General features: G+C 63.8%; 30 protein-coding genes and 1 pseudogene. 19 read left to right on the top strand and 12 right to left on the bottom strand.

What is annotated here, in order from left to right; translation table 11 throughout:
* The 14 genes from NKT35_RS13205 (at position 1) to NKT35_RS13140 (ending at position 11,160) form a co-directional block, all read left to right on the top strand.
* Positions 1 to 327, top strand: coding sequence for a hypothetical protein (locus NKT35_RS13205; protein ID WP_254293646.1), 327 nt, complete (start codon positions 1 to 3; stop codon positions 325 to 327).
* Positions 324 to 515, top strand: coding sequence for a hypothetical protein (locus NKT35_RS13200; protein ID WP_254293644.1), 192 nt, complete (start codon positions 324 to 326; stop codon positions 513 to 515). The genes NKT35_RS13205 and NKT35_RS13200 overlap by 4 nt, the downstream gene beginning before the upstream one ends.
* Positions 516 to 611: 96 nt before the next feature.
* Positions 612 to 1,631, top strand: coding sequence for a DUF7146 domain-containing protein (locus tag NKT35_RS13195; protein ID WP_254293642.1), 1,020 nt, complete (start codon positions 612 to 614; stop codon positions 1,629 to 1,631).
* Positions 1,628 to 3,406: a DUF927 domain-containing protein gene (locus NKT35_RS13190; protein ID WP_254293640.1), complete on the top strand. Its 1,779-nt coding sequence runs from the start codon at positions 1,628 to 1,630 to the stop codon at positions 3,404 to 3,406. Before NKT35_RS13195 ends, NKT35_RS13190 begins: the two co-directional genes overlap by 4 nt.
* A 353-nt stretch (positions 3,407 to 3,759) precedes the next feature.
* Positions 3,760 to 4,101, top strand: a complete 342-nt coding sequence (locus tag NKT35_RS13185; protein WP_254293639.1) for a hypothetical protein — start codon at positions 3,760 to 3,762, stop codon at positions 4,099 to 4,101.
* 540 nt (positions 4,102 to 4,641) lie between these two features.
* Entirely contained in the window at positions 4,642 to 4,845 is a 204-nt protein-coding gene (locus tag NKT35_RS13180; protein ID WP_254293637.1) for a hypothetical protein, read from the top strand.
* A gap of 69 nt (positions 4,846 to 4,914) precedes the next feature.
* Positions 4,915 to 5,136 carry a hypothetical protein gene (locus NKT35_RS13175; protein WP_254293635.1) on the top strand — a complete coding sequence of 74 codons (222 nt, stop codon included), beginning with the start codon at positions 4,915 to 4,917 and terminating at the stop codon, positions 5,134 to 5,136.
* Positions 5,137 to 5,331: 195 nt separating this feature from the next.
* Positions 5,332 to 5,697, top strand: coding sequence for an HGGxSTG domain-containing protein (locus NKT35_RS13170; RefSeq protein ID WP_254293633.1), 366 nt, complete (start codon positions 5,332 to 5,334; stop codon positions 5,695 to 5,697).
* A 281-nt stretch (positions 5,698 to 5,978) separates the two neighbouring features.
* Positions 5,979 to 6,239, top strand: a complete 261-nt coding sequence (locus NKT35_RS13165; RefSeq protein WP_254293631.1) for a hypothetical protein — start codon at positions 5,979 to 5,981, stop codon at positions 6,237 to 6,239.
* Between the two features lie 164 nt (positions 6,240 to 6,403).
* The gene (locus NKT35_RS13160) at positions 6,404 to 6,736 is read left to right on the top strand and encodes a hypothetical protein (RefSeq protein ID WP_254293629.1); all 333 of its coding nucleotides are present in this window, start codon (positions 6,404 to 6,406) and stop codon (positions 6,734 to 6,736) included.
* A gap of 458 nt (positions 6,737 to 7,194) precedes the next feature.
* Positions 7,195 to 7,653: a DUF4124 domain-containing protein gene (locus tag NKT35_RS13155; RefSeq protein ID WP_254293627.1), complete on the top strand. Its 459-nt coding sequence runs from the start codon at positions 7,195 to 7,197 to the stop codon at positions 7,651 to 7,653.
* A gap of 93 nt (positions 7,654 to 7,746) precedes the next feature.
* A complete protein-coding gene (glnL, locus tag NKT35_RS13150; RefSeq protein WP_254293626.1) occupies positions 7,747 to 8,856 on the top strand; it encodes a nitrogen regulation protein NR(II) in 1,110 nt (369 codons plus the stop codon).
* 43 nt (positions 8,857 to 8,899) lie between these two features.
* A complete protein-coding gene (ntrC, locus tag NKT35_RS13145) occupies positions 8,900 to 10,321 on the top strand; it encodes a nitrogen regulation protein NR(I) (protein WP_254293623.1) in 1,422 nt (473 codons plus the stop codon).
* Positions 10,322 to 10,368: 47 nt separating this feature from the next.
* Entirely contained in the window at positions 10,369 to 11,160 is a 792-nt protein-coding gene (locus NKT35_RS13140) for a substrate-binding periplasmic protein (protein ID WP_254293621.1), read from the top strand.
* On the opposite strand, the gene NKT35_RS13135 is transcribed toward NKT35_RS13140, so the two are convergent.
* The 3 genes from NKT35_RS13135 to NKT35_RS13125 form a co-directional block, all read right to left on the bottom strand.
* On the bottom strand, positions 11,152 to 11,664 hold the full coding sequence (locus tag NKT35_RS13135; protein WP_254293619.1) for a VOC family protein: 513 nt from the start codon (positions 11,662 to 11,664) through the stop codon (positions 11,152 to 11,154). The genes NKT35_RS13140 and NKT35_RS13135 overlap by 9 nt on opposite strands.
* A 34-nt stretch (positions 11,665 to 11,698) precedes the next feature.
* Complete coding sequence (locus tag NKT35_RS13130) at positions 11,699 to 12,382, bottom strand: transglutaminase-like domain-containing protein (protein WP_254293617.1); 684 nt, start codon at positions 12,380 to 12,382, stop codon at positions 11,699 to 11,701.
* A 62-nt stretch (positions 12,383 to 12,444) separates the two neighbouring features.
* The gene (locus NKT35_RS13125; RefSeq protein ID WP_254293615.1) at positions 12,445 to 13,371 is read right to left on the bottom strand and encodes a LysR family transcriptional regulator; all 927 of its coding nucleotides are present in this window, start codon (positions 13,369 to 13,371) and stop codon (positions 12,445 to 12,447) included.
* Between the two features lie 96 nt (positions 13,372 to 13,467).
* Between NKT35_RS13125 and NKT35_RS13120 the strand changes: the two genes are divergently transcribed.
* Positions 13,468 to 14,700: a hypothetical protein gene (locus NKT35_RS13120; RefSeq protein ID WP_254293613.1), complete on the top strand. Its 1,233-nt coding sequence runs from the start codon at positions 13,468 to 13,470 to the stop codon at positions 14,698 to 14,700.
* Positions 14,701 to 14,801: 101 nt separating this feature from the next.
* Here NKT35_RS13120 and NKT35_RS13115 read toward each other — a convergent pair whose 3' ends face one another.
* The 3 genes from NKT35_RS13115 to NKT35_RS13105 all read right to left on the bottom strand — a co-directional run bounded on the left by NKT35_RS13115 (position 14,802) and on the right by NKT35_RS13105 (position 16,411).
* Positions 14,802 to 15,260, bottom strand: a complete 459-nt coding sequence (locus tag NKT35_RS13115; RefSeq protein WP_254293611.1) for a SixA phosphatase family protein — start codon at positions 15,258 to 15,260, stop codon at positions 14,802 to 14,804.
* A 63-nt stretch (positions 15,261 to 15,323) separates the two neighbouring features.
* Entirely contained in the window at positions 15,324 to 16,040 is a 717-nt protein-coding gene (locus tag NKT35_RS13110) for an LrgB family protein (protein ID WP_254293609.1), read from the bottom strand.
* The gene (locus NKT35_RS13105; protein WP_254293607.1) at positions 16,037 to 16,411 is read right to left on the bottom strand and encodes a CidA/LrgA family protein; all 375 of its coding nucleotides are present in this window, start codon (positions 16,409 to 16,411) and stop codon (positions 16,037 to 16,039) included. Before NKT35_RS13105 ends, NKT35_RS13110 begins: the two co-directional genes overlap by 4 nt.
* 72 nt (positions 16,412 to 16,483) lie before the next feature.
* On the opposite strand from NKT35_RS13105, the gene NKT35_RS13100 reads away from it, so the two are divergent.
* The 3 genes from NKT35_RS13100 to NKT35_RS13090 all read left to right on the top strand — a co-directional run bounded on the left by NKT35_RS13100 (position 16,484) and on the right by NKT35_RS13090 (position 18,238).
* Complete coding sequence (locus tag NKT35_RS13100; protein ID WP_254293605.1) at positions 16,484 to 17,008, top strand: chorismate--pyruvate lyase family protein; 525 nt, start codon at positions 16,484 to 16,486, stop codon at positions 17,006 to 17,008.
* Positions 17,005 to 17,877 carry a 4-hydroxybenzoate octaprenyltransferase gene (gene ubiA / locus NKT35_RS13095; protein ID WP_371926343.1) on the top strand — a complete coding sequence of 291 codons (873 nt, stop codon included), beginning with the start codon at positions 17,005 to 17,007 and terminating at the stop codon, positions 17,875 to 17,877. Before NKT35_RS13100 ends, ubiA begins: the two co-directional genes overlap by 4 nt.
* 151 nt (positions 17,878 to 18,028) lie before the next feature.
* On the top strand, positions 18,029 to 18,238 hold the full coding sequence (locus tag NKT35_RS13090) for a hypothetical protein (RefSeq protein ID WP_254293604.1): 210 nt from the start codon (positions 18,029 to 18,031) through the stop codon (positions 18,236 to 18,238).
* 59 nt (positions 18,239 to 18,297) lie between these two features.
* Here NKT35_RS13090 and NKT35_RS13085 read toward each other — a convergent pair whose 3' ends face one another.
* The 6 genes and pseudogenes from NKT35_RS13085 to hda all read right to left on the bottom strand — a co-directional run bounded on the left by NKT35_RS13085 (position 18,298) and on the right by hda (position 22,927).
* The gene (locus NKT35_RS13085; RefSeq protein WP_254293603.1) at positions 18,298 to 18,732 is read right to left on the bottom strand and encodes a hypothetical protein; all 435 of its coding nucleotides are present in this window, start codon (positions 18,730 to 18,732) and stop codon (positions 18,298 to 18,300) included.
* Entirely contained in the window at positions 18,729 to 19,661 is a 933-nt protein-coding gene (locus NKT35_RS13080) for a Nudix family hydrolase (protein ID WP_254293602.1), read from the bottom strand. Before NKT35_RS13080 ends, NKT35_RS13085 begins: the two co-directional genes overlap by 4 nt.
* 68 nt (positions 19,662 to 19,729) lie before the next feature.
* Positions 19,730 to 20,392: a DUF6624 domain-containing protein gene (locus NKT35_RS13075; RefSeq protein WP_254293600.1), complete on the bottom strand. Its 663-nt coding sequence runs from the start codon at positions 20,390 to 20,392 to the stop codon at positions 19,730 to 19,732.
* 132 nt (positions 20,393 to 20,524) lie between these two features.
* Positions 20,525 to 21,400 (bottom strand): annotated as a pseudogene (locus NKT35_RS13070) (ATP-binding protein).
* Positions 21,401 to 21,566: 166 nt separating this feature from the next.
* Positions 21,567 to 22,256 carry a histidinol-phosphatase gene (locus tag NKT35_RS13065; RefSeq protein ID WP_254293598.1) on the bottom strand — a complete coding sequence of 230 codons (690 nt, stop codon included), beginning with the start codon at positions 22,254 to 22,256 and terminating at the stop codon, positions 21,567 to 21,569.
* Complete coding sequence (gene hda, locus NKT35_RS13060; protein WP_254293596.1) at positions 22,253 to 22,927, bottom strand: DnaA regulatory inactivator Hda; 675 nt, start codon at positions 22,925 to 22,927, stop codon at positions 22,253 to 22,255. Before hda ends, NKT35_RS13065 begins: the two co-directional genes overlap by 4 nt.
* Before the next feature lie 238 nt (positions 22,928 to 23,165).
* Between hda and purM the strand changes: the two genes are divergently transcribed.
* Positions 23,166 to 24,203: a phosphoribosylformylglycinamidine cyclo-ligase gene (gene purM / locus NKT35_RS13055; protein ID WP_254293594.1), complete on the top strand. Its 1,038-nt coding sequence runs from the start codon at positions 23,166 to 23,168 to the stop codon at positions 24,201 to 24,203.
* The last annotated feature ends 71 nt before the right edge of the window (positions 24,204 to 24,274 follow it).

The following is a 24,274-nucleotide window of genomic DNA, read 5'->3' as shown; positions in this document are numbered from 1 at the left end:
ATGGCCGCCTACCTCGAAAACTCCCTCGCGTTCCTCGCCGACAATCACCAGGCGTTCAAGAACCGCACCGCTGATTCCGCGCTTTGCACCTTGGGCGCCAGTCATCTTGCGGTTTTGCAAGGCGATGTCGCCGTAAGCCTTACCGTGTTGGGCGAGTTGGTGATTAACTACGGCGAAGTCAATTCAGGCGTAGAAAACGCCGTCTTGCAGCACATGGGCCACACCCTGCGCTTGCTGGGCGAGGTCGCCTGCTTTACTGAGCGGGAATACGGCGAGATTGCTACAACAGTCGAACTGCAAGCCGCTGAAAGGGAGTCGCAAGCATGAGCCAAGGAAAGCAGATCATTGCCAGCATTTCACTGGTGAAGTTCGACGATGGAAGCGTTGAGTTTACGCATTTTGGCGATGCGGCCGCGATGATGGCGAAGTTTGAAGCCGCCGAAGCTGCCGCCAATGAGGTCCACCAGAAGGCCGCGCAATGCGCCAAGCCTCAGCCGGCTGTACTCGCAGCATAACCATTCCGTGTAAATCAATTTGACGATGGGGCGGCCCAGACCAACGAACGGACACGATTCCGGGCGCGGGCCTCCTCACGTCCACGAGAGGCATTCATGCGATTGAACATCGACGAAATACGGCGGCAGGCAGTTGGGCGATGGCCGGATATTCTGACCGCCCTGGGCATCTCCGCCGAGGTGCTGGCGCGGCGCCGCAATCAGCCTTGCCCGGCCTGCGGAGGCACTGACAGATTTCAGTGGATCGACAAGGGCAGCGGCCGTTTTGTCTGCCGCGGCATCGATAACCAGGGCGGCGACGGCTTCGCGCTGGTGCAGCACTGGCTTGGCTGCGACTTCCTGGCCGCTGCGCGCGCCGTGGCTGGCACCTTGGGCATCGACAGCAGCCATCCCCTACCCGAACGGCCAAAACCCGCTCAAACGCCGGCAAAACGCCAAAAAGACCAGCGGGCCGCCGTCGCCCGCCTGTGGCAAGAGGCCCACCCCATCACCGCCGGCGATCCCGTGGCGCGCTACCTGGCCGGCCGCGGGCTGGTGCTGGAGCCTTTCCCCGATGCGTTGCGCCATCATCCCTCCCTGCCCTATTGGGCTGAGGTGGCTGGCCGGCCGGTGCTGCTGGGCCACCTCCCGGCCATGCTGGGCGCGGTGTCGTCGCCATCCGGCGCGCTGGTGGCGCTGCATCGCACCTACCTGAACGACGCCGGCGGCAAGGCTGACATCCGCCACCCAACCAGCGGCGAAACGCTCAAGGTCAAGAAGCTGATGGCCGGCCGCGAAGGCGACATGCGCGGCGCGGCGATCCGTCTGCAGCCTCCGGAGGATGGCCGGCTGGCGCTGGCAGAAGGCATCGAAACCGCGCTAGCCGTGGCCCTTGGCAGCCGCATGCCCTGCTGGGCGGCCGTGAGTGCTTGGGGAATGGCCAATGCCGCCATTCCTGACGCCGCTGGCGAGGTTTTTATCATGGCCGACAACGACGCCAGCCAAACCGGCCAGAAGGCAGCAGAAGCGCTTGCGCGCCGTCTAGTGAGCGAAGGCCGCGAAGTCCGCATTCTGACACCAAGCACGCCCGGCGCTGACTGGCTGGACGTACTGACCGCAACAAGGAAGCCGCAATGAGCAAGAACGATCTGGAAGCCCTGCAAAACGCGCTGGAGGCGGGCAAGTTCACGCTGCGCCCGCGCTACCAAGTCACCCACGACGCCGTGCAGTTCATCGACGTGAAGCGCAACGCAGAAACCGGCGAGCTGTCCGAGCTGCCGCCTGTCACCCTCTGCGACCGCCTGGAGCTGATCGGCCGAGGCGAAGACGAAACCGGCCGGCAATATCGCATTCTGTCCTGGCGCAGCCGTGGCAGCGGCACGCCTCGACGCGTGGCCTTTCCGCTGCGCCTGGCGGGCGAGCGTGAAGGCTGGGCAATGCTGCGGGATGCCGGCCTGGCCATCTCCTCGCGCCGAGGCCTGCAAGAGCGGCTGGCGGAATACCTGCAAACCGATGGCGACAACACCTTGCACCGCGTCACCGAGCGCGGCGGCTGGCAGCATGGCGCGTACATCCTGCCGTCTGGCGAGGTGCTGGGGCAGCCCAAGCAGCCGGTTTTCTACAATGGCGACCTCAGCAGCGCCGAGGCGTACCAGGCCGCGGGCGACGTCGGCAGCTGGCGCGACAACGTGGCCCGCCTCGCTGCCGGCAACAGCCGCTGCATGCTGGCGCTGGGCTGCGCCTTTGCCGCGCCGCTGGCCAGCTTGGTGGATCTGGAGTCGGGCGGCTTCCACCTGTTTGGCGACAGCGGCGACGGCAAAACCACCGTGGCGCGCATGGCCGGCTCGGTTTGGGGCCATCCTGACTTGCAGGTCTTGAATTGGGACGCCACCCCGCTGGCGCTGGCCAATAGCGCCGCCGCGCGCAATGACGGCCTGATGGTGCTGGACGAAGTCGGCCAGGGCAGCCCGGACGCCGTCAGCATGGCCAGCTATCGCCTGTTCAACGGCGTAGGCAAGGCGCAAGGCGCGAAGGAAGGCGGGAACCGGCAGATGCCGCGCTGGCGCGTGCTGGCGCTGTCCACCGGCGAGCATCCGCTCGGCCAATTCCTCAGCGGCAACGGCAGGCAGGTGAAGGCAGGCCAGGAAACCCGCCTGGCAAGCATTCCTGCGGACGCTGGCGCCGGCTATGGCGCGTTCGAATGCCTGCATGAGCATGACACACCCGGCCAACTGGCGGAGGCCATCAAAGACGCCGCTATCGCCCACCATGGAACGGCTGGCCGCGCGTTCATTGCGCATGTAACCGCCCATCGCTGCGAGATCGCCGCACGGCTGCGCGAAGCCATGGCGGCATGGCGCGACGCCTTGCCCGCCGGCGCTGTTGGCCAGGCCCGCCGCATTGCTACCCGTTTCGCCGTCCTGGCGGTGGCGCTGGAGCTGGCGACAGAGAGCGGGCTGACCGGCTGGGCGGCTGGTGTGGGGTGCGAGGCCATGCGGCGCATTTCCCGCGAGTGGCTGGCCATCAACGGCGCCGGCAAGCATGAGGACAAGGCCATTGCACGGCAAGCCAGTCTATTTCTTGAGGTTAATGGCCTTGCTCGCTTCATCGCGCTGCCCGCCCCAGATGAGCTGCCACGCGTGTCAAATCTAGCGGGTTATCGGCGGTACTCCAGAGACGGCGAGCCGGAATATCTGGTGCTGCCTGGCGTGTTTGATGCTGAAGTCATCGCAGGGTTTGACCGCAACAAGGCATGCAAGGCTTTGGTAGACGTGGGGATGATCAAGCGCTCCAGTGGCAGCCATACCAGCAAGCACCGGACGCCTTCGCACCCGAAAGGCGGATGGTACTTCTTGATGATTCCCGTAGACCTGGAGGCCGCAAACGAGCCCGCCGACGACCTGGCCGGCTGATTGCCCCATGCGCGCGATGTAGATTTCGAGACCAGTACGCGCAACCGCGCGCATGTGTAGGAAACATGCAAAAAGCGCTGGAACGCTGGAACAAGCCCCCCAAACACCCTCGAAAGCCTTATCTGACAAGGGTTCATTTGTTCCAGCGCCCATCCAAAAAGCTGGAACACAGCTGGAACAGGGCTGGAACAAAACAGAGCCTAGGCGGGTAAAAAGCTGGAACAAAACAAGTAGTCTGGAACAAAGCTGGAACAGATTATTCATTTAAAATCATCGTCTTACACTCATTGTTCCAGTGTTCCAGCTGTTCCAGCACTTTTTTGCTTATATATGCACGATCCCAAGGAAACAACATGACCAAGCCATTCAACCCACGCGACCATATCCGCCCGATACCTGGCGCCCCTGACGGCGAAGTACAACTGAGCCTGCCGGCCATGCTGCTGATTACGGCGGGCTTCCTGGACGACGAGGACAACAGCCCCGCCACCATCAGCAAGGCCAAGGGCGTGATTGAAGATTTCGTGGCCCTGATGCGCTCCAATCACTATCCGCAAGCCGAGTATCTGGAAACCATGCTGCTGTGCGGCCCGCGTGATGCGCGCCGGCTGCTGCCGGCCCTGGACAAAGCCGTGAACGCGGTAGGACAGCACACTGTCGCGGCGATGATTGAACGACGCATGCAAGAGGGCTGACGGGCCGGCCAATCATGCCCTGGGCGATGGCAGCGAAAACCGGATTTCCGGTTTCGGTGCTGAAGATACGAAATCGTATGTTTTGACCGAAACGGCGGCCAGCTTGTGCGCGCGCACGTGTAGGAAATCATGCAAACAGGCGGGAACGCGGGAACAGCCCCACAAAATCCGCCTGTAAGCCTCGCCAGGCAAGGGTTCTGCCTGTTCCCGCACCCCGCCAAAATGCGGGAACAGAGCGGGAACAAGGCGGGAACACATCGCCAGCCAGGCGACAGTAGGCGGGAACAAAACACCCTAAGCGGGAACAGAGCGGGAATATCATATTTCTTTATTTTCAATGACTTGCAAGTCTTGCTCCCGCGTTCCCGCTGTTCCCGCATGTTTTCGCTATATATACGCGATCCCAGAAAGCCAGCCCGGCCAGCGGCTGGCATCACCACCAGCTCACCCCCACCAGGCGCGACCCGCATCGCGCCTCTTTTCTTTGAAATCCACATTCTGCTAAACTGCGATTGTTATGTTATAACATCACACTATGCCATGACCCAGACCCAAGACCGCACCGCCACCTTGACCGGCTTCCCCGGTTATTACCAAGTCCAGTTGCAAGGCGACGCCTACCGCAAGGCCAATGGCCAGCCGCGCCAGTTCGTCACCGCCGAGGCCGCCATTCGGGCCATGCAGCGCATAGGCGTTCGCTCGCTGACAATCGACATTCCGCCGGCCGCGCCGAGGCAAGCATAGCCACCCACCGTAAGAAATCGTAAGGCTCAGCCAGGTGGCCGGGCCTCAAACACCCGCAAAGGAAATCACATGATCGGAATCGCAAAGATCGCCAAGGGCGGCAACCTCAGCCGCTTCAAAGCCACCGGCACCAGCGTATCAAAGGAGCATCAGGACTTGACCAGCTGGCGCGCGAAGACCGGCGCCATCCCGCGCCCGGATCTGCAAGAGGACGTGGCCGGCCTACAGCGTGGCTTTACCGTGTACGAGCTGCCCAGCGGGGAGCTGGCCGCCGCCGGTACGTTTGGCTGACCACCAGGGCAAGCAGCGCTCAAGGCCCGCCGCGCGCGGGCTTTTCCCATTTGCCGGCGCCGGATCTCCGAGACCTTCAGTTTGGGACAGAGGAGAGAGCGAGGCGGCCGGAGTGACCCCGCATAAGAATTACAGGGCCTCAGTTTGGGACGCCGCCGCCATTTCCAAAACAAACCCCATGGAGGCGTCGGGAAGATGGCCACGAACGACGACGAGCGCCGGCGGCTGCTGAAAGCCTACAACGCCGAGCATGACCGGATCACCAGGGAGCGGGAACGGCTGATGGCGAAGCACTGTCGCCGCTTTGACCGATATTTCGAGGAGACGGGCAAATTCCTGCCGCGGCCCGTGCTGCCGGACACCCCGCCTTACCCTGAGGAGTGCAGGGGGCTGACATGCGGCGCGAAGACGAGAGCTGGCACGCCCTGCAAGCTCACCTCGATTTACGGCAACGGCCGCTGCAAGCTGCATGGCGGGCTTTCCACCGGGCCGCGCACCAAGGAAGGCAAGAGGCGGGCCGCGCAGAACGGCACCACGCCGAAGCGCAAGCAAACCCCATGACGTGTTGAGAAATGTTGACCTTGCGGCCTGAGAGCGATAACGCTTTATAACGTCAGCGCCTGGAGCGAAACCCCGTGAAATGCTAGAAATTGCTAGGGTTTCGCGGAGGGCGCAACCGCACGAGGCTGATAAGAAATGATAAGGTTCGCGCGAAGCAAACAGCACTGGTCTACTAGGAAATCATAAGGCGCGCGCGAAGCGGACCCCATGAAGACTAGAGAAAACTACAGTTTGCCGGGCGAAGCGGCCGCCATCACATCCCTAAGAAATCCTAAGGCGGCATGCCCGGCGATGCCAAGGCAACAGGGCAGGCCAAGAGGTTGGCAATTGTTGGCATCTGGGGCGATGCAGTGGCGCTGCGGGCGATGGTAAATGATGGTGTCAGTCGCGGCACAAGCAAACCCCATGAGATGTTAGTAATTGTTAGCATTTTGGGCGATGGAGTGGCGCGCGAGGCGACGAAAAACGATGAAGCCAAGCATGCCGCAGAGACCTGTCAAAACCTGACACCGGGCCGCCGGCGACGAACAGCCGCCCGGTAAGCAAAAGTAAGCATTCAGCGCCGCCAACGCGCCCCACCTTCTAGCCGTCCCGCAGGCGCAAACAGGCGCTTATTCTGCAGATCCGCAGAATTAGAGCACTCGACGGATAGGCCGTGGACAGCCCAGCAGCAGACTGAAGCCGGCGCCGGTGCTATGCTGATCGAATGTCGATTATCTTCATCATCTTCATCGTGCTGGGCATCGTCGCCCAACTGGCCCGGCCGCGCGACCGCATCGTCATCTACCGTGAGCCGGACTATGTTGTCCCGCTGCGGCATGGCCAGGACACGCCGGCGCGCGTGGCTGAATCGCACTTCATCGCCATCAACGAGCACATCGAGCACGCCCAGGCCGCGTCGCTGAAGTCCGTTCGCCAGTATCACGCCCTGAAGGCCCAAGCCATCCTTGACCAGCTCCGGCAGGAAACGCAGCACATGCCCTTCAAGGTGGACGGAATCGACGCCGCTCAGACGGCCATCAATCACCTGATCGGCTGATTTGCGAAATCAACCCCATGAACGACTGCGAAAACAATCCCATGCAATGCTCTGATGTATGGGCGCCAGGGGGCGCGAGTGCCGTTCGAGTGCGTTTGCGAAAACCAACCCCATGAATGAGCTGCTGGCGGTCTGAGCCGGCCGCGTGGTCGCGTGTGGCATTAACCCCATGCGATGCGCCATCGCAGAGCAGCCGCGAAAACCCGCACCAAGACGGTGCATCCGCTCAAATTACCCCCTAGCAGGCTCTGGCTGTCCCCTGTTTTGTCCCCTGTTTTGCTTGATGCAGGGCGAAAGCATTGGTTTTAATGGCATCGTGTACTACTCGCTGAATCCTTTCGGATTCTCGACCTCAAGACGGCAGCCCAGGCTGCCGTTTTTCATTTCCCGGCCATTCGCTTCATGACGCCGCCGTCGATTGGGCTTATCATGCAAGGGCACCCACCCCGTTTCCGACAATGAAGACACTTGCCTTCCTGATCCTGTTTTGCTGCGGGCTTGCCCAGGCGGCCACCATCTACAAGTATGTCGACGCCAACGGCAACGTCACCTACACCAATGTGCCCATCCGCGGGGCGCAGCCGATCACGCTCAACCCCATCTCCAGCTACCCGGGCCGCAAGGCCGGCAGCTCGGTCGGCAAGCCGGCCGCATCAGGCAGCTATCCCAGCGTCGACGCCGATACGCAAAAGCAGCGCGACAACGGCAGGCGCAAGATATTGGAAACCGAACTCGCCAATGAGCAGAAAGCCCTAGCGGCCGCGCAAAAAGCGCTGGCCGACGGCAAAGCCACCCGGCTGGGCGACGAGGCCCGCAATTACCAGAAGTACCTGGACCGGGTGAAAAAACTGCAGGATGAAGTCACCGACCGCGAGAAAAACGTCGCGGCGCTGAAGGACGAGCTGGGCCAGCCCTGACAAATGCACCATATTGGTGCAAAATAAGTCCAGCCTTGGCCTGCGCCGCTCGCTTCCCGCCGTCATTGCGGCCGTGCAAAGCTGGCGCGTTTATTGCTGTATCAGGCCAAGCCCTTCATTCTGGACAACCCGCGGATGCCGATGCCGACTCCCAGCTTTGCCGGACTGGAATTATTAGACACGCCGGTCCTGATCTGCGACGCCAACGCCTCGCTGCAATTCGTCAACCCCGCCTGCGAAAACCTGCTGGCGCTGGGCAGCCGGGAGCTGCTGCGCCATAGCCTGACCGAGCTGTTCCACCCCTGCCCCGCCCTGCGCCAGGCGCTGGACACCGCCCTGGGCCAGGGCGCCAGTTATATCGAACACGATCTGGAACTGAAGCCGCAGCACAATGACGCCGCCTTGCACGTCACGCTGTCCATCACCCCGGTCGATGTCGATGGCCAGCTGGCGCTGATCGAATTGCGCCCGCTGGACCAGCAACTGAAGATCGCCAACGAAGAAAGGCTGCTGCTGCAGCACCAGGCCAACCGTGAGCTGATCCGCAACCTGGCGCATGAAATCAAGAACCCGCTGGGCGGCATACGCGGCGCGGCGCAGTTGCTGGAACACGAACTGGCCGACCGGCCGGAGCTGAAGGAATACACCGAGGTCATCACCGAGGAGGCGCTGCGGCTGCAAACCCTGGTGGACCGGCTGCTGGCGCCGCATCGCAGCCATACCCGCAGCCAGATCAACATCCACGAGGTTCTGGAGCGGGTGCGCAGCATCGCCCTGGCCCAGCATCCGCACAGCCTGGCGGTGATCCGCGATTACGACACCAGCCTGCCCATGCTGTCAGCCGACAAGGAGCAGCTGATCCAGGTGGTGCTCAATATCGTCAACAACGCGGTGCAGGCGATGCGCGGCCAAGGGCAGATCACGCTGCGCACCCGGGTGGCGCGCCAGATCACGCTGGCCCGCAAGCGCCACCAGCTGGCGCTCAAGCTGCAAATCATAGACAACGGCCCCGGCATTCCGGACGAGATCAAGGATCACATCTTCTATCCCTTGGTCACCGGCCGCGCCGAGGGCACCGGCTTGGGGCTGACGCTGGCGCAAGCTTTCGTCCACCAGCACGGCGGCAGCATAGAGTTCGAATCCCGCCCCGGCCAGACCTGCTTCACCGTGCTGCTGCCCTTCCACCTGGAAAGCGGCGGCTGACAACGCAACCGAAACGATAATAAAGAACGCGAGGAGAACCATCATGGCCCAACCCGTCTGGATCATCGATGACGACAAGGCGATACGCTGGGTGCTGGAAAAGGCGATGACCCGCGCCGGCATCGGCTTTTCCAGCTTCGCCAGCGCCGACGACGCGCTGAACGCGCTGTACGACGACATTCCGCAAGCCATCATCTCCGACATCCGCATGCCTGGCACCGACGGCTTGAAGTTCCTGGCCAAGGTCAAGCAAGAGCACCCGCAGCTGCCGGTCATCATCATGACCGCCCACTCCGACCTGGACTCAGCCGTGTCGGCCTTCCAGGGCGGCGCCTTCGAATACCTGCCCAAGCCCTTCGACATCGATCAGGCGGTGCTGCTGATCGAACGCGCGCTGGCGGAAAACCAGCCGCAGGCCGAAGGCGGCGACAGTCTGGAAGCGATACCGGTGCTGCTGGGCCAGGCCCCGGCGATGCAGGACGTGTTCCGCGCCATCGGCCGGCTGGCGCAATCCAACGTCACCGTGCTGATCACTGGCGAATCCGGCACCGGCAAGGAGCGCGTGGCCGAGGCGCTGCACCGCCATTCGGTGCGCGCCGGCAAGCCTTTCATCGCGCTCAACACCGCCGCCATTCCCAAGGACCTGCTGGAATCGGAACTGTTCGGCCACGAGAAAGGTGCCTTCACCGGCGCGCTGGCCACCCGGCGCGGCCGTTTTGAAGAAGCCGAGGGCGGCACGCTGTTCCTGGATGAAATCGGCGACATGCCCACCGAGCTGCAAACCCGGCTGCTGCGCGTGCTGTCGGACGGCCAGTTCTACCGCGTCGGCGGCCATACGCCGATCAAGGCCAATGTGCGGGTGATCGCCGCCACCCATCAGAATCTGGAACAGCGGGTCCGCGACGGCCTGTTCCGCGAAGACTTGTTCCACCGCCTGAACGTGATCCGGCTGCGGCTGCCGCCGTTGCGGGAAAGGCGCGAGGACATCCCCTTGCTGGCCAAGCACTTCCTGGCCAAGAGCGCCTCCCAGCTGGGCGTGGAGCCCAAGCGGCTGTCCGAGGCGGCGATGTCGCTGATCCAGCGCAGCGCCTTCACCGGCAATGTGCGCGAACTGGAAAACCTGTGCCAATGGATTTGCGTGATGGCGCCGGGGCAGACGGTGGAAATCGCCGATCTGCCGCCGGAGCTGCGCGAGGGTCCGTCCATCCTGACTGCGGGCCTGGACGAGCTGGATTGGGAAATGCCCTTGATGGAAGAGATCAGCCGCCGCCTGCGCGCCGGCGAAACCGGCATCGCCGATGATCTGACACGCCGCTTTGAAAGCGCCTGCATCCGCTCCAGCCTGGCGCATACCGGCGGCCGCAAAGTGGAGGCCGCCCATCTGCTAGGCTGGGGCCGCAATACGCTGACGCGCAAAATTCAGGAATTGGGACTGGAGACCGGCGCGGCGCTCGACAATTATTAACCAATCAATTCTATATAAGACCGTTATTTTAATTAGATGCTGATAGAATGCGCGCCATTGCCGCCTTCTACCTGCCATCGATGCCGCGATTGTTGCTTGCGCTGGCTTGGCTGAGCCCCATGTCGGCGCTGGCCGCGCCTCCACTGAGAATCGCCGTCAGCGATGCGCTCACCAGCCCCTATGTGATTGAAGACCCCTCGCCCGACGCGCCTCCGCGCGGCCGGGCGATCGAGCTGGCGCGGCAGTCGCTGGCGCATTGCGGTCAAGCAGGCGATTTCCAACGGCTGCCCGGCGAGCGCATCGTGCAAAACTTGAGCCTGGGCCGGATAGACAGCGCGCTGCTGCTCTCCTACAAAGCCGAGCGCGCCGATCGGATGGCCTATCCCTTGCGCAAGGGCCAGGCCGACCCCGCCTACCGCATGGCCACCTTCGATTACGCCTTCTATGTGCGCAAGGATTCGCCGCTGCGCTGGGACGGCCATTATCTGAGCGGCCTGCAAACCGCGGTGGGCATCAACCAAGGCTGGTCCATAGGCCAGGACCTGCTGGCGCGGGGCCTGCCGGTGGAGGAAAGCCACGGCATCCCGGACAACTTCGCCAAACTGCAAGCCGGCCGCATCGACGCCTACGCGCTGCATCAGCTGGCGGGCGACCTGTATCTGCGCCACCACCCGGAATTGAAAATCCGCCGCCTGTCTCCGCCCTTGAAAGGCAAGACCTATTACTGGGTGTTCAGCCGCGACTTCGCCGCGCGCCATCCGGAAACCACCGCCTGTTTGTGGCGGCAGCTTCCCAAGCTTAGAGAACGCTACCTGCCGGAGCGCGCCTCCTCACCTTGACCAGGCCGCGTCGCGGGCCAATTCCTTATCCCAATCCAGCGCGCCATCCTCTGCCGGCGCATGGCCGTCTGCATGCCAGCCTTCGGGCGGAAACCACGCCACTTCAAACAGCAGGCCGTCCGGATCGTTGCCGTACACGCTCTTGTGCGCGCCGTGATCCTCCTCCATGCCCAATCGCCCCTGGCTGGCCAGCTCGTCGCGGATGCGCTTCAGCTCCAGCAGCGTATCCACCTCCCAGGCCAGATGGTAAAGCCCGGCCTTGGGCTGATGCGGATCCGGCGCCTCGCCGCGCGGGCTGAACGGCCCGGAACGCTGCTGGCCCAAATTGACGCTGAACAGCGCCAGATCGTGATCATTGTCCGAATGCGCGGCCTGGGCGAATACCGCCCGCTCCGACACCATGCCCTCCTTGGGCCGAAAACCCAGCACATCGCGGTAAAACGCCGCGCTCTCAGCCACATCGCTGACATACAGCACGGCATGGTTCAATCTCTTGATGCCCATCTTGATTCCTCTACGCAAACGCCGCGCTGGCGGCTCACGCCTCCAGGCAGCGGTTCAGATATCCTTCGCCCCAGCGTTTCGCTCGCGCTGGGGCCAGACTTAGCCAATGGTTGAAATGGATGCCCAGCAAGCGGTTGTTGCCGGCCTTGGCCGCCACAGCCTCCGCCAAGGCGGCGTAGACCGGATCGTCCGGCCGCAGATCGGCGGCGATGGCCTGGGAAAACGCGTCGCCGCGGCCATCCCATTCGCAGACCGCCGCCCGCCCCAGGCCATAACCCTGGGGCAAACCGGCCAGGAACAAGCGCTGCCGCTGCCGCTCGAAACCGCGACGATCGAAAATATAGCTGTCGATATGCCGCCAGCCGCCATCCAGGCGCAAGCGCGTCACCGCATGAAACAGCCGCTGCGGCAGACATAGCCACACCGGCAGCGGCACCGCGTGGCGCAACACCCGCTTGTCCAGCGCGACAAAACGCAGGGCCGCCTCGAAACCCGCCTCGCGCAGCAAGGCGCACAATAAATCGGCCTGAGCGTTGCAATGGCCGCGGCCCAAGGCCAAGGTGCGCAGCGGCGTCACCGTTTCGAATCCGCTGGTAAAGCCGAACTGGATGCGTTCGCGCACGAAATCATGCAGCGCGACGCAGTATTCGCGGTCGTCCACGGGCAAAGCCTGGCGGCGGACCTGCTCCAGCACATCCGCCAGCGTCGTGTGTTCCATTCCCCCTCCCATTCGCCGGAGGCGATATTCTGAATGAATACCGCCCCGCTGCGCCAGCCCCCTCAGCCAGTCAGCGCTGACAGGCCGGGCAAGGTGGCGAAGCTGCTGTCCCGCACCGTCTGCGCGAAATCCAGCATGTAGGCGCGCTCGGCATCGTCGACGCGTATCGCGGCATACAGCTCGCTGCGCAGGCCGGGATCGCCCACTTGGCGCGCCACCACATAGCCGCGCTCCAGATAAGGCTGCACCGTCCAATATGGCAGCGCCGCCACCCCGCGCCGGCTGGCCACCAGCTGGATGATGGCGATGGTCAACTCTGCGGTGCGCCGCGCCGGGTCCACCCCTGCCGGCTTCAGCACCTTGCGCAGCAGGTCCAGCATTTCGTCCGCCACCGGGTAATGGATCAGCGTTTCAGCGGCGAAGTCCTGCGCCTGCCACACCGGCTTGGCCGCCAAGGGGTGGTCGCGCGCGGCGATGGCCACCATCTCGTAAGCGAACAAGGGCAGGTGGACGACGCCGTCCTGCACTTCGGCCTCGGACACGATGGCCAGGTCGGCGCGGCCGCTGATCAGCAGCCCCACCGGATCGGCATGAAAACCCGATACGATGTCCAGCTCCACCGCCGGCCAATTTTGCCGGAAGGCGTCCATCGCCGGCATCAGCCAGTCGAAACAGGTATGGCATTCCACCGCCACCCGGATCTCGCCGGCCTCGCCCTGACGCAGCCTAGCCAGATCGCGCTCGGCCGCCGCCACCTTGGCCGTCAGCTCGCGGGCGAGCGACAACAGCCGCTCCCCCGCCGGCGTAAAGCGCAAGGGCTGGGTTTTGCGTTCGAACAGGGCCAGGCCATACCCGGCCTCCAGCTGCTTGAGCTGATGCGACAGCGCCGATTGCGTCAGGAACAAGCGTTGCGCCGCCTGCGACACGCTGCCGCTGTCAGCCAAGGCCAGCAGGCTTCTTAAATGCCGCAATTCCAAAGTCGACATCATCGATTTCATTCATGTTGAACGGCAAAATAATGAGTTTGAATCATACACCATGATGACGGATGCTTGTTCCATCCCGAACAGACAGGAATCTGCGACATGCCCCACCTCACCCACCTGCCTGGTTTTCCCCGTATCGGCGCCAAACGCGAGCTGCAAACGCTGCAAGAAAACTACTGGCAAGGCGAAATCGATGAAGCCGCGCTGCTGCAAGGCGCCAAAGAACTGCGCCAAAAGCATTGGCTGCTGCAAAAAGGCGCGGGCATAGACTTGAGCCCGGTCGGCGATTTTTCGCTGTACGACCACGTGCTGGATGCCCAGCTGCTAGTCGGCGCCGCGCCGGCCCGCTTCGGTTTTGACGCCGCCGCGCTGACCACCGCGCAGTATTTCGAGCTGGCGCGCGGCAACACGCGACAACCGGCGCTGGAGACGGCGCAATGGTTCGACACCGACTACCGCTATCTGGTGCCGGAGTGGCATGCCGGCACGGCTTTTGCGGCCCAGCCGCAACGGCTGCTGGCGCAGTGCAAAGAAGCGCAGGCGCTGGGCATCGCCGCCAAGCCGGTGTTGTTGGGCCCGCTCAGCCTGCTGCGGCTGGGCAAGGCCAAGGGCGAGGCCTTCGATGCGCTCGCGCTGCTGCCGGGCCTGGTCGCCGCCTATCGCGATCTACTGGCAGCGCTGCGCCAGGCCGGCGTGGCGTGGGCGCAGATAGATGACCCCATCCTGGCCCAGGACCTGGAGCCCGACTGGCTGGACGCCTTCGCGCCGACTTACGCTCAACTGGCCCAGGACGCGCCCAAATTGCTGCTGGCGAGCTATTTCGGCGACGTGTCCGGGCGCGCCGCGCTGCTGAAGGCGCTGCCGGTGGCCGGCCTGCACCTGGATCTGGTCCGCGCGCCGGTGCAGATCGCCGCCTTCCTGCCCGATTATCCGGCGGACAAGGTGCTTTCCGCCGGCGTCATCGACGGCCGCAATATCTGGCGCGCCGATCTGTCGGCCAGGCTTGCGCAATTGCAGACCTTGGCCAAACCGCTGGGCGATAGACTGTGGCTATCATCCAGCTGCTCGCTGCTGCACAGTCCTTTCGACGCCGCGGCGGAAACCGCGCTGGACCAGGATCTGAAAAACCGGCTCGCGTTCTCGGTGCAAAAGCTGAACGAGCTGCGCACGCTGAAGCGAGGTCTGGAACAGGGCCGCGACGCCGTCGCATGCGAACTTGCCGGCAGCGACTATGTCCATTCGCAGCGATGCCAGCAGGACGACGCAATCGATATCAGGGCATGGGGCGCAGACATTGCCGGCCCGGCAGGAGGCGAAGCCCGAGCGGATTGAGGGATGGCGAGGGCATTGGCGCGACACGCTGCCCACAGCGCAAAAAGAAGACGCCCCGGCAAGGCGGGGCGTCGGACTGGGATAAGGGGCGGGGTCTGGGCTCACGGTTCCAGCATCCCCGGCGTCAGCATCAGCTTTAGCCTGACCTGTTCATAACCATGGCGCTCTCTATGGTTCAGCCACCATACCGAGCCCTTCTTCACGCTCCACATCTGCTGCTGCTCCGCCAGCAAGCGCGCCGCCAGCCAGCCGATATAAGGCTGATGCCCCACCAGGACCACCGTCTTGTCGGCATGGGGCCAAGCCACCGCCTCCAGCACCTCTTCCACGGCCGCGCCGGGGTTCAACTCCGGCAGCACGGTGTAACTCTTGGCCAGATAGGCCGCCGTCTGCTGCGAGCGCTTGGCTTCCGAAGCCAGCAAAACATAATTGTCCGGCAGCCGGTCGCGCAGCCAGGACGCCATGCGGCTGGCGTGTTGCTGTCCGCGCCGGGTCAGCGCGCGTGCCAAATCATCCGCGCCGTCCTCGGCTTCGGCGTGGCGCCATAAAATCAAATCCATATCGTTCTCCTTGTTACGCTGCGGCGGATTGTCTTCACCTCAAAACCGCCGCGACCCCGCATGCTAACCGAGGCCAAGCGCGCGCACCAGCCATGGCAGCAGCATGGCGGTGAAAACGCCGTTCAGCCCCATCGCCAATCCGGCGAAAGCGCCGGCGGTTTCCGACAGATGGAACACCCGCGCCGTGCCTATGCCATGCGCGGTCACGCCGGTGGCCACGCCCAGCAGCATGTCGTCGTGCCAGCCGATCAGCCTGAACAAAGGCGGCGCCAGCACCGCGCCCAGAATGCCGGACACGATGACGAACATCGCCGCCAGCTCCGGCACGCCGCCCAGGCCGCCGGCCAGGCTCATGGCGATGGGCGTGGTCACCGCCCGGGTGGCCAGCGACACCAGCACCGGCTGCTCCAGGCCCAGCCACCAGCCCAAACCCGCCGCGCTGACCATGCCCGCCGCGCCGCCTATCCCGATGCTGAGCAGCAGGGGCAGCGCCGCCCGTTTCAGCCGGGCCAGATTGCCGTACAACGGCACCGCCAGCGCCACCGTGGCCGGTCCCAGCATCAATTGGATAAAACGCGCGCCATTCATGTATTGCGCATAGCTGCTGCCGCTGAGCCACAGCCACAGCAATACCAGCAGCACGCCGATCAACACCGGATTGGATAACGGATGGCCATGGCAGCGGCGATTGGCCGCCAAGGCGAGACGATAGGCCAGCAGCGTGACGAACACGCCGCTCAAGGGCGAATCCAGCACCGCTTTGACAATGGCAGGGTTCATTTATGCCTCCCGCGCAGCAGCAGCTTGAGCGCCAGGGCCGTGATCAGCAAGGTGGCGAGCGTGGAAGCCAGCAGGATCAGCGCCAACTGCCAGCCATGCGAGCGCAGCAGCGGCCCGTAGGCCATCAGCGCGCCGCCGGCCGGAATGAACAGCAGCGACATATGGCCGAGGAAGCGCGGCGTCTCGCGCTGCAAGGTGGCCGGCACCGAGCGGCGCAGCCACAGCGTGGCGAACAGCAGCAGCAAGCCCAGCACCGGCCCCGGCAAGGGCCAGCCCAACAGCCGCACCACAACCTCGCCCAGCAATTGATATCCCAGCAGCCACAACATCAGGTCCAGCATGCCATCCCCCGCCATCGCGCACCGCATCATGATAACGTCAAGACACCTTCGGCGATACGGCGCAGGCGACAAGCGCCGCCCGCTTTTGGCATAATGCGCGCCATGGTTAACAAAGCCCCCTGGCGCGCCGCGCCGCCCGATCTGCCCGCCTCCGTTCTGGACTGCCTGACCGAACCCGCCTCGCTGAGCTTGCGGCTGCAAGCCGGCGGCCACCGCTTCGCCGTCCAGGTGCTGGAGCAAGGCGCGAGCCAAACCCAGCCCGACGAAGCCGTCCTGCTGGGCCTGCCTGCCGGCGCGCCGGTGTATGCCCGCCATGTGGCGCTGACGCTGAACGACGTGCCGGTGGTGTACGCCCGCAGCGCCATCCATCGCGACTGCCCCGCCTGGCTGCCTGTGTTGGCGCGCGGCAGCCGCTCCCTGGGGCTGACCCTGTTTGGCGAGCTGCCTGAATTGCGCCGCGAGCCGCTGCTATACCAAATGCTGGCAAGCGGCCACCCGCTGGCCCGCTCCGCCGCCGCCATCGAGGCCGGCGCGGCGTATCCGGCGCGCCGTTGCCGCTTTCTGCTCAATGACGCCCCGCTATTGCTGACCGAACTGTTTTTGCCCGCGCTGAAGGATTTCCTGTGATTTCGCTCGCCACGCTCCGCGACCGCTACGACAACTACCAGCAGCTGATGCGCTGGGACAAGCCCATCGGCACCCTGCTGCTGCTATGGCCCACGCTGTGGGCGCTGTGGATGGCCACCGGCGGCAAGCCGCATCTGCCGGTCATCGCCATCTTCTGCCTGGGCACCTTCCTGATGCGCTCGGCCGGCTGCGTGATCAACGATTACGCCGACCGCGACTTCGACGCCCACGTAGACCGCACCAAGCAGCGTCCCTTCGCCCGCGGCGCGGTCAGCCAAAAGGAAGCGCTTCTGCTGGCGGCCTTCCTCGCCGTTCTGTCTTTCCTGCTGGTGCTGCCGCTGAACCTGCTGACCAAGCTGCTGAGCGTGCCGGCGCTGCTGGTAGCGGCCAGCTACCCCTTCACCAAGCGCTTTTTCCCGATGCCGCAAGCGGTGCTGGGCATTGCCTTCTCCTTCGGCATCCCCATGGGCTTCGCCGCCGAAACCGGGCAGGTCCCGCTGCTGGCCTGGGTCCTGCTGCTGGCCAATCTGTGCTGGGTGGTCGCCTACGACACCGCCTACGCCATCAGCGACAAGCCGGATGACCTGAAACTGGGCATCAAAACCTCGGCCATCACCATGGGCGACTACGATGTGGCCGGCGTGATGATCTGCCATGGCCTGTTTCTGGCCATGATGGCCGCCATCGGCGTCCACCTGGCGCTGGCCTGGCCCTACTACGCAGGACTGGCCATTGCCGTGGCGTTGATCGGCCTGCAATACCGCGACATCAAGAACCGCGATCGCGCGCTGTGCTTCAAGGCCTTTCTGGACAACAACCGCGTCGGCGCGGTGGTGTTCGCCGGCGTGGCGCTGAGCTATCTGGTGTAAACGGCTGCGCATGACATTTACAATAAATTACTCATTTTTCAGCGATTTTTCATGAACCTTCGCCGCCGACCCTGCTCTTAACAGGGTTGGGCTACCCCCGACCGCGCCCTGGCGCGCTTATACCAAAAAGTCACACAGGAAGGTGAACATCATGAAAAAACTGCTGACCGCTCTGATCGCTGCCGCTTTCGCCACTTCCGCCTTCGCTGCCCCGGCCGCTTCCGCTCCGGCCGCTGAAAAGAAGGTTGAACACAAGGCCGAGCACAAGAAGCAGCATCACAAGAAATCGCACAAGAAGCACGCTTCCGGCGCCGCGCATGAAAAGCAGAAGCACCACAAGGCCGCTTCCGCCGCCAAGTAAGCCGGCGCCAGCCAGCGAAAAAAAGCTCCCGTCCGGGAGCTTTTTTCATGCGGCCGCTATCAGCGGACGACCGAGAACGGCACCTGATAATGGCCAGCGCCGGACTTCAGCTCCAGCCGCCAGGCGCGGCTGCCGCTGACGCACATCGGCAAGGTGACCTTGGCTTTCCAGCCGTCGCCATCCTTGATGAAGGTGTAGCGGTTGAAACCCATGTCCATGTCCGGCATAGAAAAGTCAGCCGTTGGCGCCTCAAGCGCCTCCACGCCGTTCAGACGCACCTCGAACGGCTGCCCATGCGCCGGCGCGGAGACAAAGCTCAAACGGCCGCCGCCGGGCAAAACGCAAGCGGTCTTGACGATGTCGCAGGACAAGGTCTGCGCCGCCGGCGCTTTGGGCTTGTGCCGCAGATACCAGTAAATCAGGCCGAACTTGATGGCGCCGAACACCAGCAAAGCCACCGCGATGAGCAGCCACTTGCGCTGTTGCTTAGTCACCGCCAAGCCCCCCGCATCAGGGCCACGCCATGCGCGCCATGCTCTCGCGCCGTTTGCAGATCGGCCAGGCTCATGCCGCCCAGGGCGTAAACCGGCAGCGGCACCTCGCCCGCCAGCATGGCGGCGAAACCCGCCCAGCCCAGCGGCGCTTCGCCGGGATGGCTGGCGGTGGCGGCCACATGGCCAAGCAAAGCGTAATCCAGCCCCATTTCGCCTGCCTTGGCCAAATCGGCCGCCTGGTGAGCGGACGCGCCCACCCAGGCGAAATCGGGCCGCTCGCTCAAGGCATGCAGCCGCGCGCCGCTCAGGTGCACGCCATCCACCGACCAGCCGCTTAGCCAGGCCGGATCGGCGTTGACCACCAGCTTGCCGCCGTAGCCATGCACGATGGCTGCCGCGCGGGACACAAACTCCGCCAATTGTTCGCGGCTCATCGCCGGCTCGCGCACCTGCACCAGCGGGGGTTTCTTACTCGCCAAGGCCTCCAGCTGCGCCGCTTCGCCTATCTCGTGCGCGCAGCTGATCGCATAGACATCCGGCAGCTCCAGCGACTTGAGAATGGGAAAATTGGCAGGCAACATGGGCTCGACCGTATAGCTTCCCGGCTGCTGCCAGGCGAAAGCTTGCCCTTCGTGCGGCTGCGGCTCGCCCTCCCAGGCCCAGATGCGGAAAAAGCGCAAATGCACCGAGGCGTGCTCGTAATGGTGGGTTTTGGTCAGCCAGGGCGTGGCGGCTGTCAGCACGATGCCCATTTCCTCGGCGAATTCCCGCTGCAACGCCTGCCAGGGCGTCTCGCCCGGCTCCACCTTGCCGCCGGGAAACTCCCAGTAGCCGGCATAGGGTTTGCCCGCCGGGCGGCTGCCCAGCATGAATTCGCCATTCGGCCGCATCAAGGCGCCGGCCACCACTTCGATGATCTTGTCGCTCATGCCAATCTGTTTCGGTTTGCGCAGGCGGCAACCATATCAGTTTGCCGGCCGCGCAGCCAGCCTGGCGCTCAAGGCCTGGATGAAGCGCCGGCTTGCGAACAGGCTGGATAGCGGATCGCGCCGCCCAGCGCCGTGAAAAGTTGCAGGTATTGGCAGATGGGCGGCAAACCGACGGCTTTGCGCCGCTCGTCCAGCCTCGCCGGGTCCTGCAAAGGCTGGCTCACCGTCACGCCCTCATGCGCATCCACCTGAGTGCCGTATTTCTGCGGCTTGCCCTCTTGCAGCAGCATGCGGTCTTCGAACAAGGCCAGCACGGAAGCATCCAGATCGCCGCGACGCTGCGACTCCTGCAGCATGGGCCAATAACGGCGGCGATATTCGATATCTTTGGGATCCGTGCTGGCGTGCTGCAAGATCATGAACGCGGCATGCACCGCGGGCTTGTCGACATCCGGCGTCCTGGGCCAGCCGCAACGCGCCGTCACCTCATCCAACATGCGCTGGTTAGCCTGATCGGACGCCTCCTGCTCCTTCCACATTGCCTCAAGCTTGGCGGGATCCGGTTTGGCGCCTTTGGCGCGCGCCGCTTCCTCGTATCGCATCATCTCGGTGCGCTTGCCCTGATCCGTCGCCACCGTATCGCGCAGCTGCCGGCCTATGCCTTGCCAATCGCAGGCAGCCTGAGCGGAAAAAGGAATACTCAGCGTGATGATGAGCGCTAAACGCTTCATATGACTTAACTTTCGCCCAAACAAATATGACAACGAGCTTAACACAAGGTTTCATCGCATTTTGCCGTCACACTTGAGTAAAAACAGCGCGCCTGCCAGAAGTAAACCTCTCTGCCATATCAAAAACTCGAACTACTTCTTTTTCGCAAGCTTAGCCAGCCCCTCGCTGCCGGCCCATTGGCAGGCGAACTGCCAGGCCACCCGGCCGGAACGGCTGCCGCGCGACAAGCTCCACTGCAGCGCCGCGCGCTCCGCCTTGCCGCCGTATTTGATGCCGAAATGCCCAAGCCATGCTTTCACCGCCGCCAGATAGGCATCTTGATCGAAGGGATAGAACGACAGCCACAGGCCGAAGCGGTCGGATAGCGAGATTTTCTCTTCCACCGCTTCGCCGGGATGGATTTCGCCATCGTGGAGCCGGCCTTCGCGGTTTTCGCTCATCTGCTCGGGCAATAAATGGCGGCGATTGGAAGTGGCATACACCAGCAGATTGTCGCAGCGGCGCGAGAGGCCGCCATCCAAGGCGCTCTTCAAGGCTTTGTAGCCGGCGTCGCCTTGCTCGAAAGACAAATCGTCGCAATACAGGATGAAGCGCTCCTTGCGGCCGGCCAGCAACTCCACCAATTGCGGCAGGTCGGCCAGATGCTCGCGGTCTATCTCGATCAGCCGCAAGCCCTGCTGGCCGAACAAAGGCAGCAAGGCCTTCACCAGCGAGGACTTGCCGGTGCCGCGCGCGCCGGTCAACAAGGCATTATTGGCCGGCAAGCCGGCGACGAACTGGCGGGTATTGGCCAGCAGTTGATCGCGCTGCGCGTCCACGCAGGCCAGCTTGTCCATGTCCACCGCGTGCGGCTCGCGCACCGCCTACAGCCAGCCGGCCAAGCCCTGGCGATGCCAGCGGAAAGCCTGGGCGCTCCAGTCCGGCTCGCGCCGCGGCGGCGGCAGCATCGGTTCGATCCGGGCCAGCGCCGCCTCGGCGCGGCGCAAGAAATCCTGTAGGGCATCCATTTGACCTCTCCTTCCGCAGTTCTGTAGGGCGGGCAGGCGGAAGGCCTTGCCCGCATCATCGATAACAGCGGGGGCGAGACGCCTCCACCGCGGGCTTGCTCATAAAAAAAGCGCGGGCAAGGCCAGTGGCCTGCCCGCCCTACGCTTTACAAACAGCCGGAAAAGCTCAGTCGCGCAGCGAGATCACCGGCCAGCCGTGCTCTTCGGCATAGGCGCGCAGCTTGTCGTCGGCGTCCACCGCCACCGGATGGTCCACCAGCTTCATCAAGGGCAGGTCATTGTGCGAGTCGCTGTAGAAGAAGCTCTCGGCATAACTGTCCCAGCTCTCGCCGCGTTCGGCCAGCCACTGCTCGATGCGGGTGATCTTGCCTTCCTTGAAGCTCAGCACGCCGGTCGGACGGCCTGTGAAGTTTCCTGCGCCGTCTTCTTCCAACTCGATGGCAATCAGGTGCTCCACGCCCAGTTCGCGGGCGATCGGGCCGGTGATGAAGCGGTTGGTCGCAGTGATGATGACGATCTCGTCGCCCTCGGCGCGGTGGGCGGCCAGGCGCTCGCGCGCCTTGTTCGGGATCAGCGGCTTGATGTGGTTGGCCAGGTAATCCGCGTGCAGCTCGTCCAGCTCAGGGCGCGAGAAACGCGTCAGCGGCGCCAGGATGAACGCCAGATACTCGTTCATGTCCAGCGTGCCGTTCTGGTACTGGCTGTAGAAATAGGTGTTGCGCGCGTCGTATTCGGCGGCGTCCAGAATGCCGCGCTTGATCAGAAAGCGCGGCCATTCGAAGTCGGAGTCGCCGGCGATCAGGGTGTGGTCGAGGTCGAACAGGGCGAGCCTGCGTTTGGCGGTGGATGTGCTCATGATTCCGAGGGGGCGGTTTGCAAAATGTTTTTCACCAGCGGCACGGTGATCGGGCGCCGCAGCGCCAGCGAATAGCGGTCCAGCATGTCTATCATGCTGATCAGGCTGGACAGGTCTCGCCGCCAGTGCGTCAGCAGGTAGCGGTACACATCGTCGGGAATCGACAGCTGGCGGTTGGCGGCGTGGCTGCGCAAGGCGGCCAGCTTGTCGTCGTCGGACAAGGCTTTCACCTCCAGCACCAGGCCCCAGCCCAGGCGGGTGCGCAAGTCGTCGCGCACCGACAGGGCCACCGGCGGCTTGCGGCCGGCCATCAGCAGCCTTCCCTCGCCGCCCTCCTTCAGGGAGTTGTAGAAGGAGAACAGCATGATCTGGTCGTCCGGCGCCAGGTCGTCCACGTGATCGACCGCGATGAAGCTGGCTTCGCGCGCGAAGTCCGGCAGATGGCCGTCCTTGCCGTCCAGGTAGATGGCGGCGCGCCCCAAGCGCTCGGCGTGGGCGATCCACGCCTGCAGCAGGTGCGTTTTGCCGCAGCCGGGCTCGCCCCATAGATAAATGAAGCGTTCGCCTTCGGTGGCGGTCAGGGCGGTGATCACCTCGCGATTGCGCTCGGCCAGGAAATTATCGAAGGCCGGCAGCGGCGTAGGCGTGAGATCGAGTACGAGCTGGTCCAAGTTTACGGTGCTGCGCTGTGTTCTGACATCAATATCCCGATTTTACGCCGATACGAGGCGATGATGAAACCGCCTTTTTTCCCAACAATATTCATGACTTTGGAATTGTCGGATTTCCATTGCCGCAAGCCGTCCGATTCCGCAGCCTTTTTGCCATTTTTCAGTTAAAATACAGTGCTTTCGCACCGGCGAAAGCTTGATGTAAAAATATTTCAAGTTTGCAGAAAGCGAGAATATCTTGAACACCACGTCCCTCAGTTACCGTGATGCCGGCGTAGACATCGACGCCGGCGACGCGCTGGTCGAAAACATCAAGCCTTATGCCAAGCGCACCATGCGCCCGGAAGTGCTCGGCGGCATAGGCGGTTTCGGCGCACTGGTGGAAATCTCCAAGAAGTACCAGGAGCCGGTGCTGGTTTCCGGCACCGACGGAGTGGGCACCAAGCTCAAGCTGGCTTTCGACTGGAACCGCCACGACACCGTGGGCATCGACCTGGTCGCCATGAGCGTCAACGACATCCTGGTGCAAGGCGCCGAGCCGCTGTTTTTCCTCGACTACTTCGCCTGCGGCAAGCTGGACGTGGCGCAGGCCACCGAGGTGATCAAGGGCATCGCAGCCGGCTGCGAACAAGCCGGCTGCGCGCTGACAGGCGGCGAAACCGCCGAAATGCCGGGCATGTATGTGCCGGGCGAATACGACCTGGCGGGCTTCGCCGTCGGCGTGGTGGAGAAGAGCAAGGTCATCAGCGGCCGCGGCATCGTCCCCGGCGACGTCGTGCTGGGCCTGGGCTCCAACGGCGCGCACTCCAACGGCTACAGCCTGGTGCGCAAGATCATCGAACGCGCCCAGCCGGATCTGGACGCGCCGTTCGAAGGCGACAAATCGCTGCGCGACGCCGTCATCGCCCCGACCCGCATTTATGTGAAGCCGCTGCTCAAGCTGATCGAAACGCTGCCGGTCAAGGGCATGGCCCACATCACCGGCGGCGGCATCACCGAGAACACGCCGCGCGTGCTGCCGGAAGGCACGGTGGCGCAGATCGACGCTTCCAGCTGGCCGCTGCCCAAGCTGTTCCAATGGCTGCAGCGCGAAGGCAATGTGGACATCCAGGAGATGTACCGCACCTTCAACTGCGGCATCGGCATGGTGGTGGTGGTGGCGCCGGAGCACGCTGAACAAGCGGCCGAACTGCTGCGCGAAGCCGGCGAAGCGGTGTACCGCATCGGCCAGGTGCGCGCCCGCGTCGGCGACGAGCACCAGACCCAGATCGCCTGAGGCTGAGCCGCAGCAAGCTGAACGCGCCGCTGGCCCCGCCGGCGGCGCTTGTTTTTTGGCGCATGCCAAAG

It is taken from the genome of Chromobacterium sp. IIBBL 290-4, assembly GCF_024207115.1.
GTDB lineage: Bacteria > Pseudomonadota > Gammaproteobacteria > Burkholderiales > Chromobacteriaceae > Chromobacterium.
This window is presented reverse-complemented; position numbering and strand designations above follow the sequence as displayed.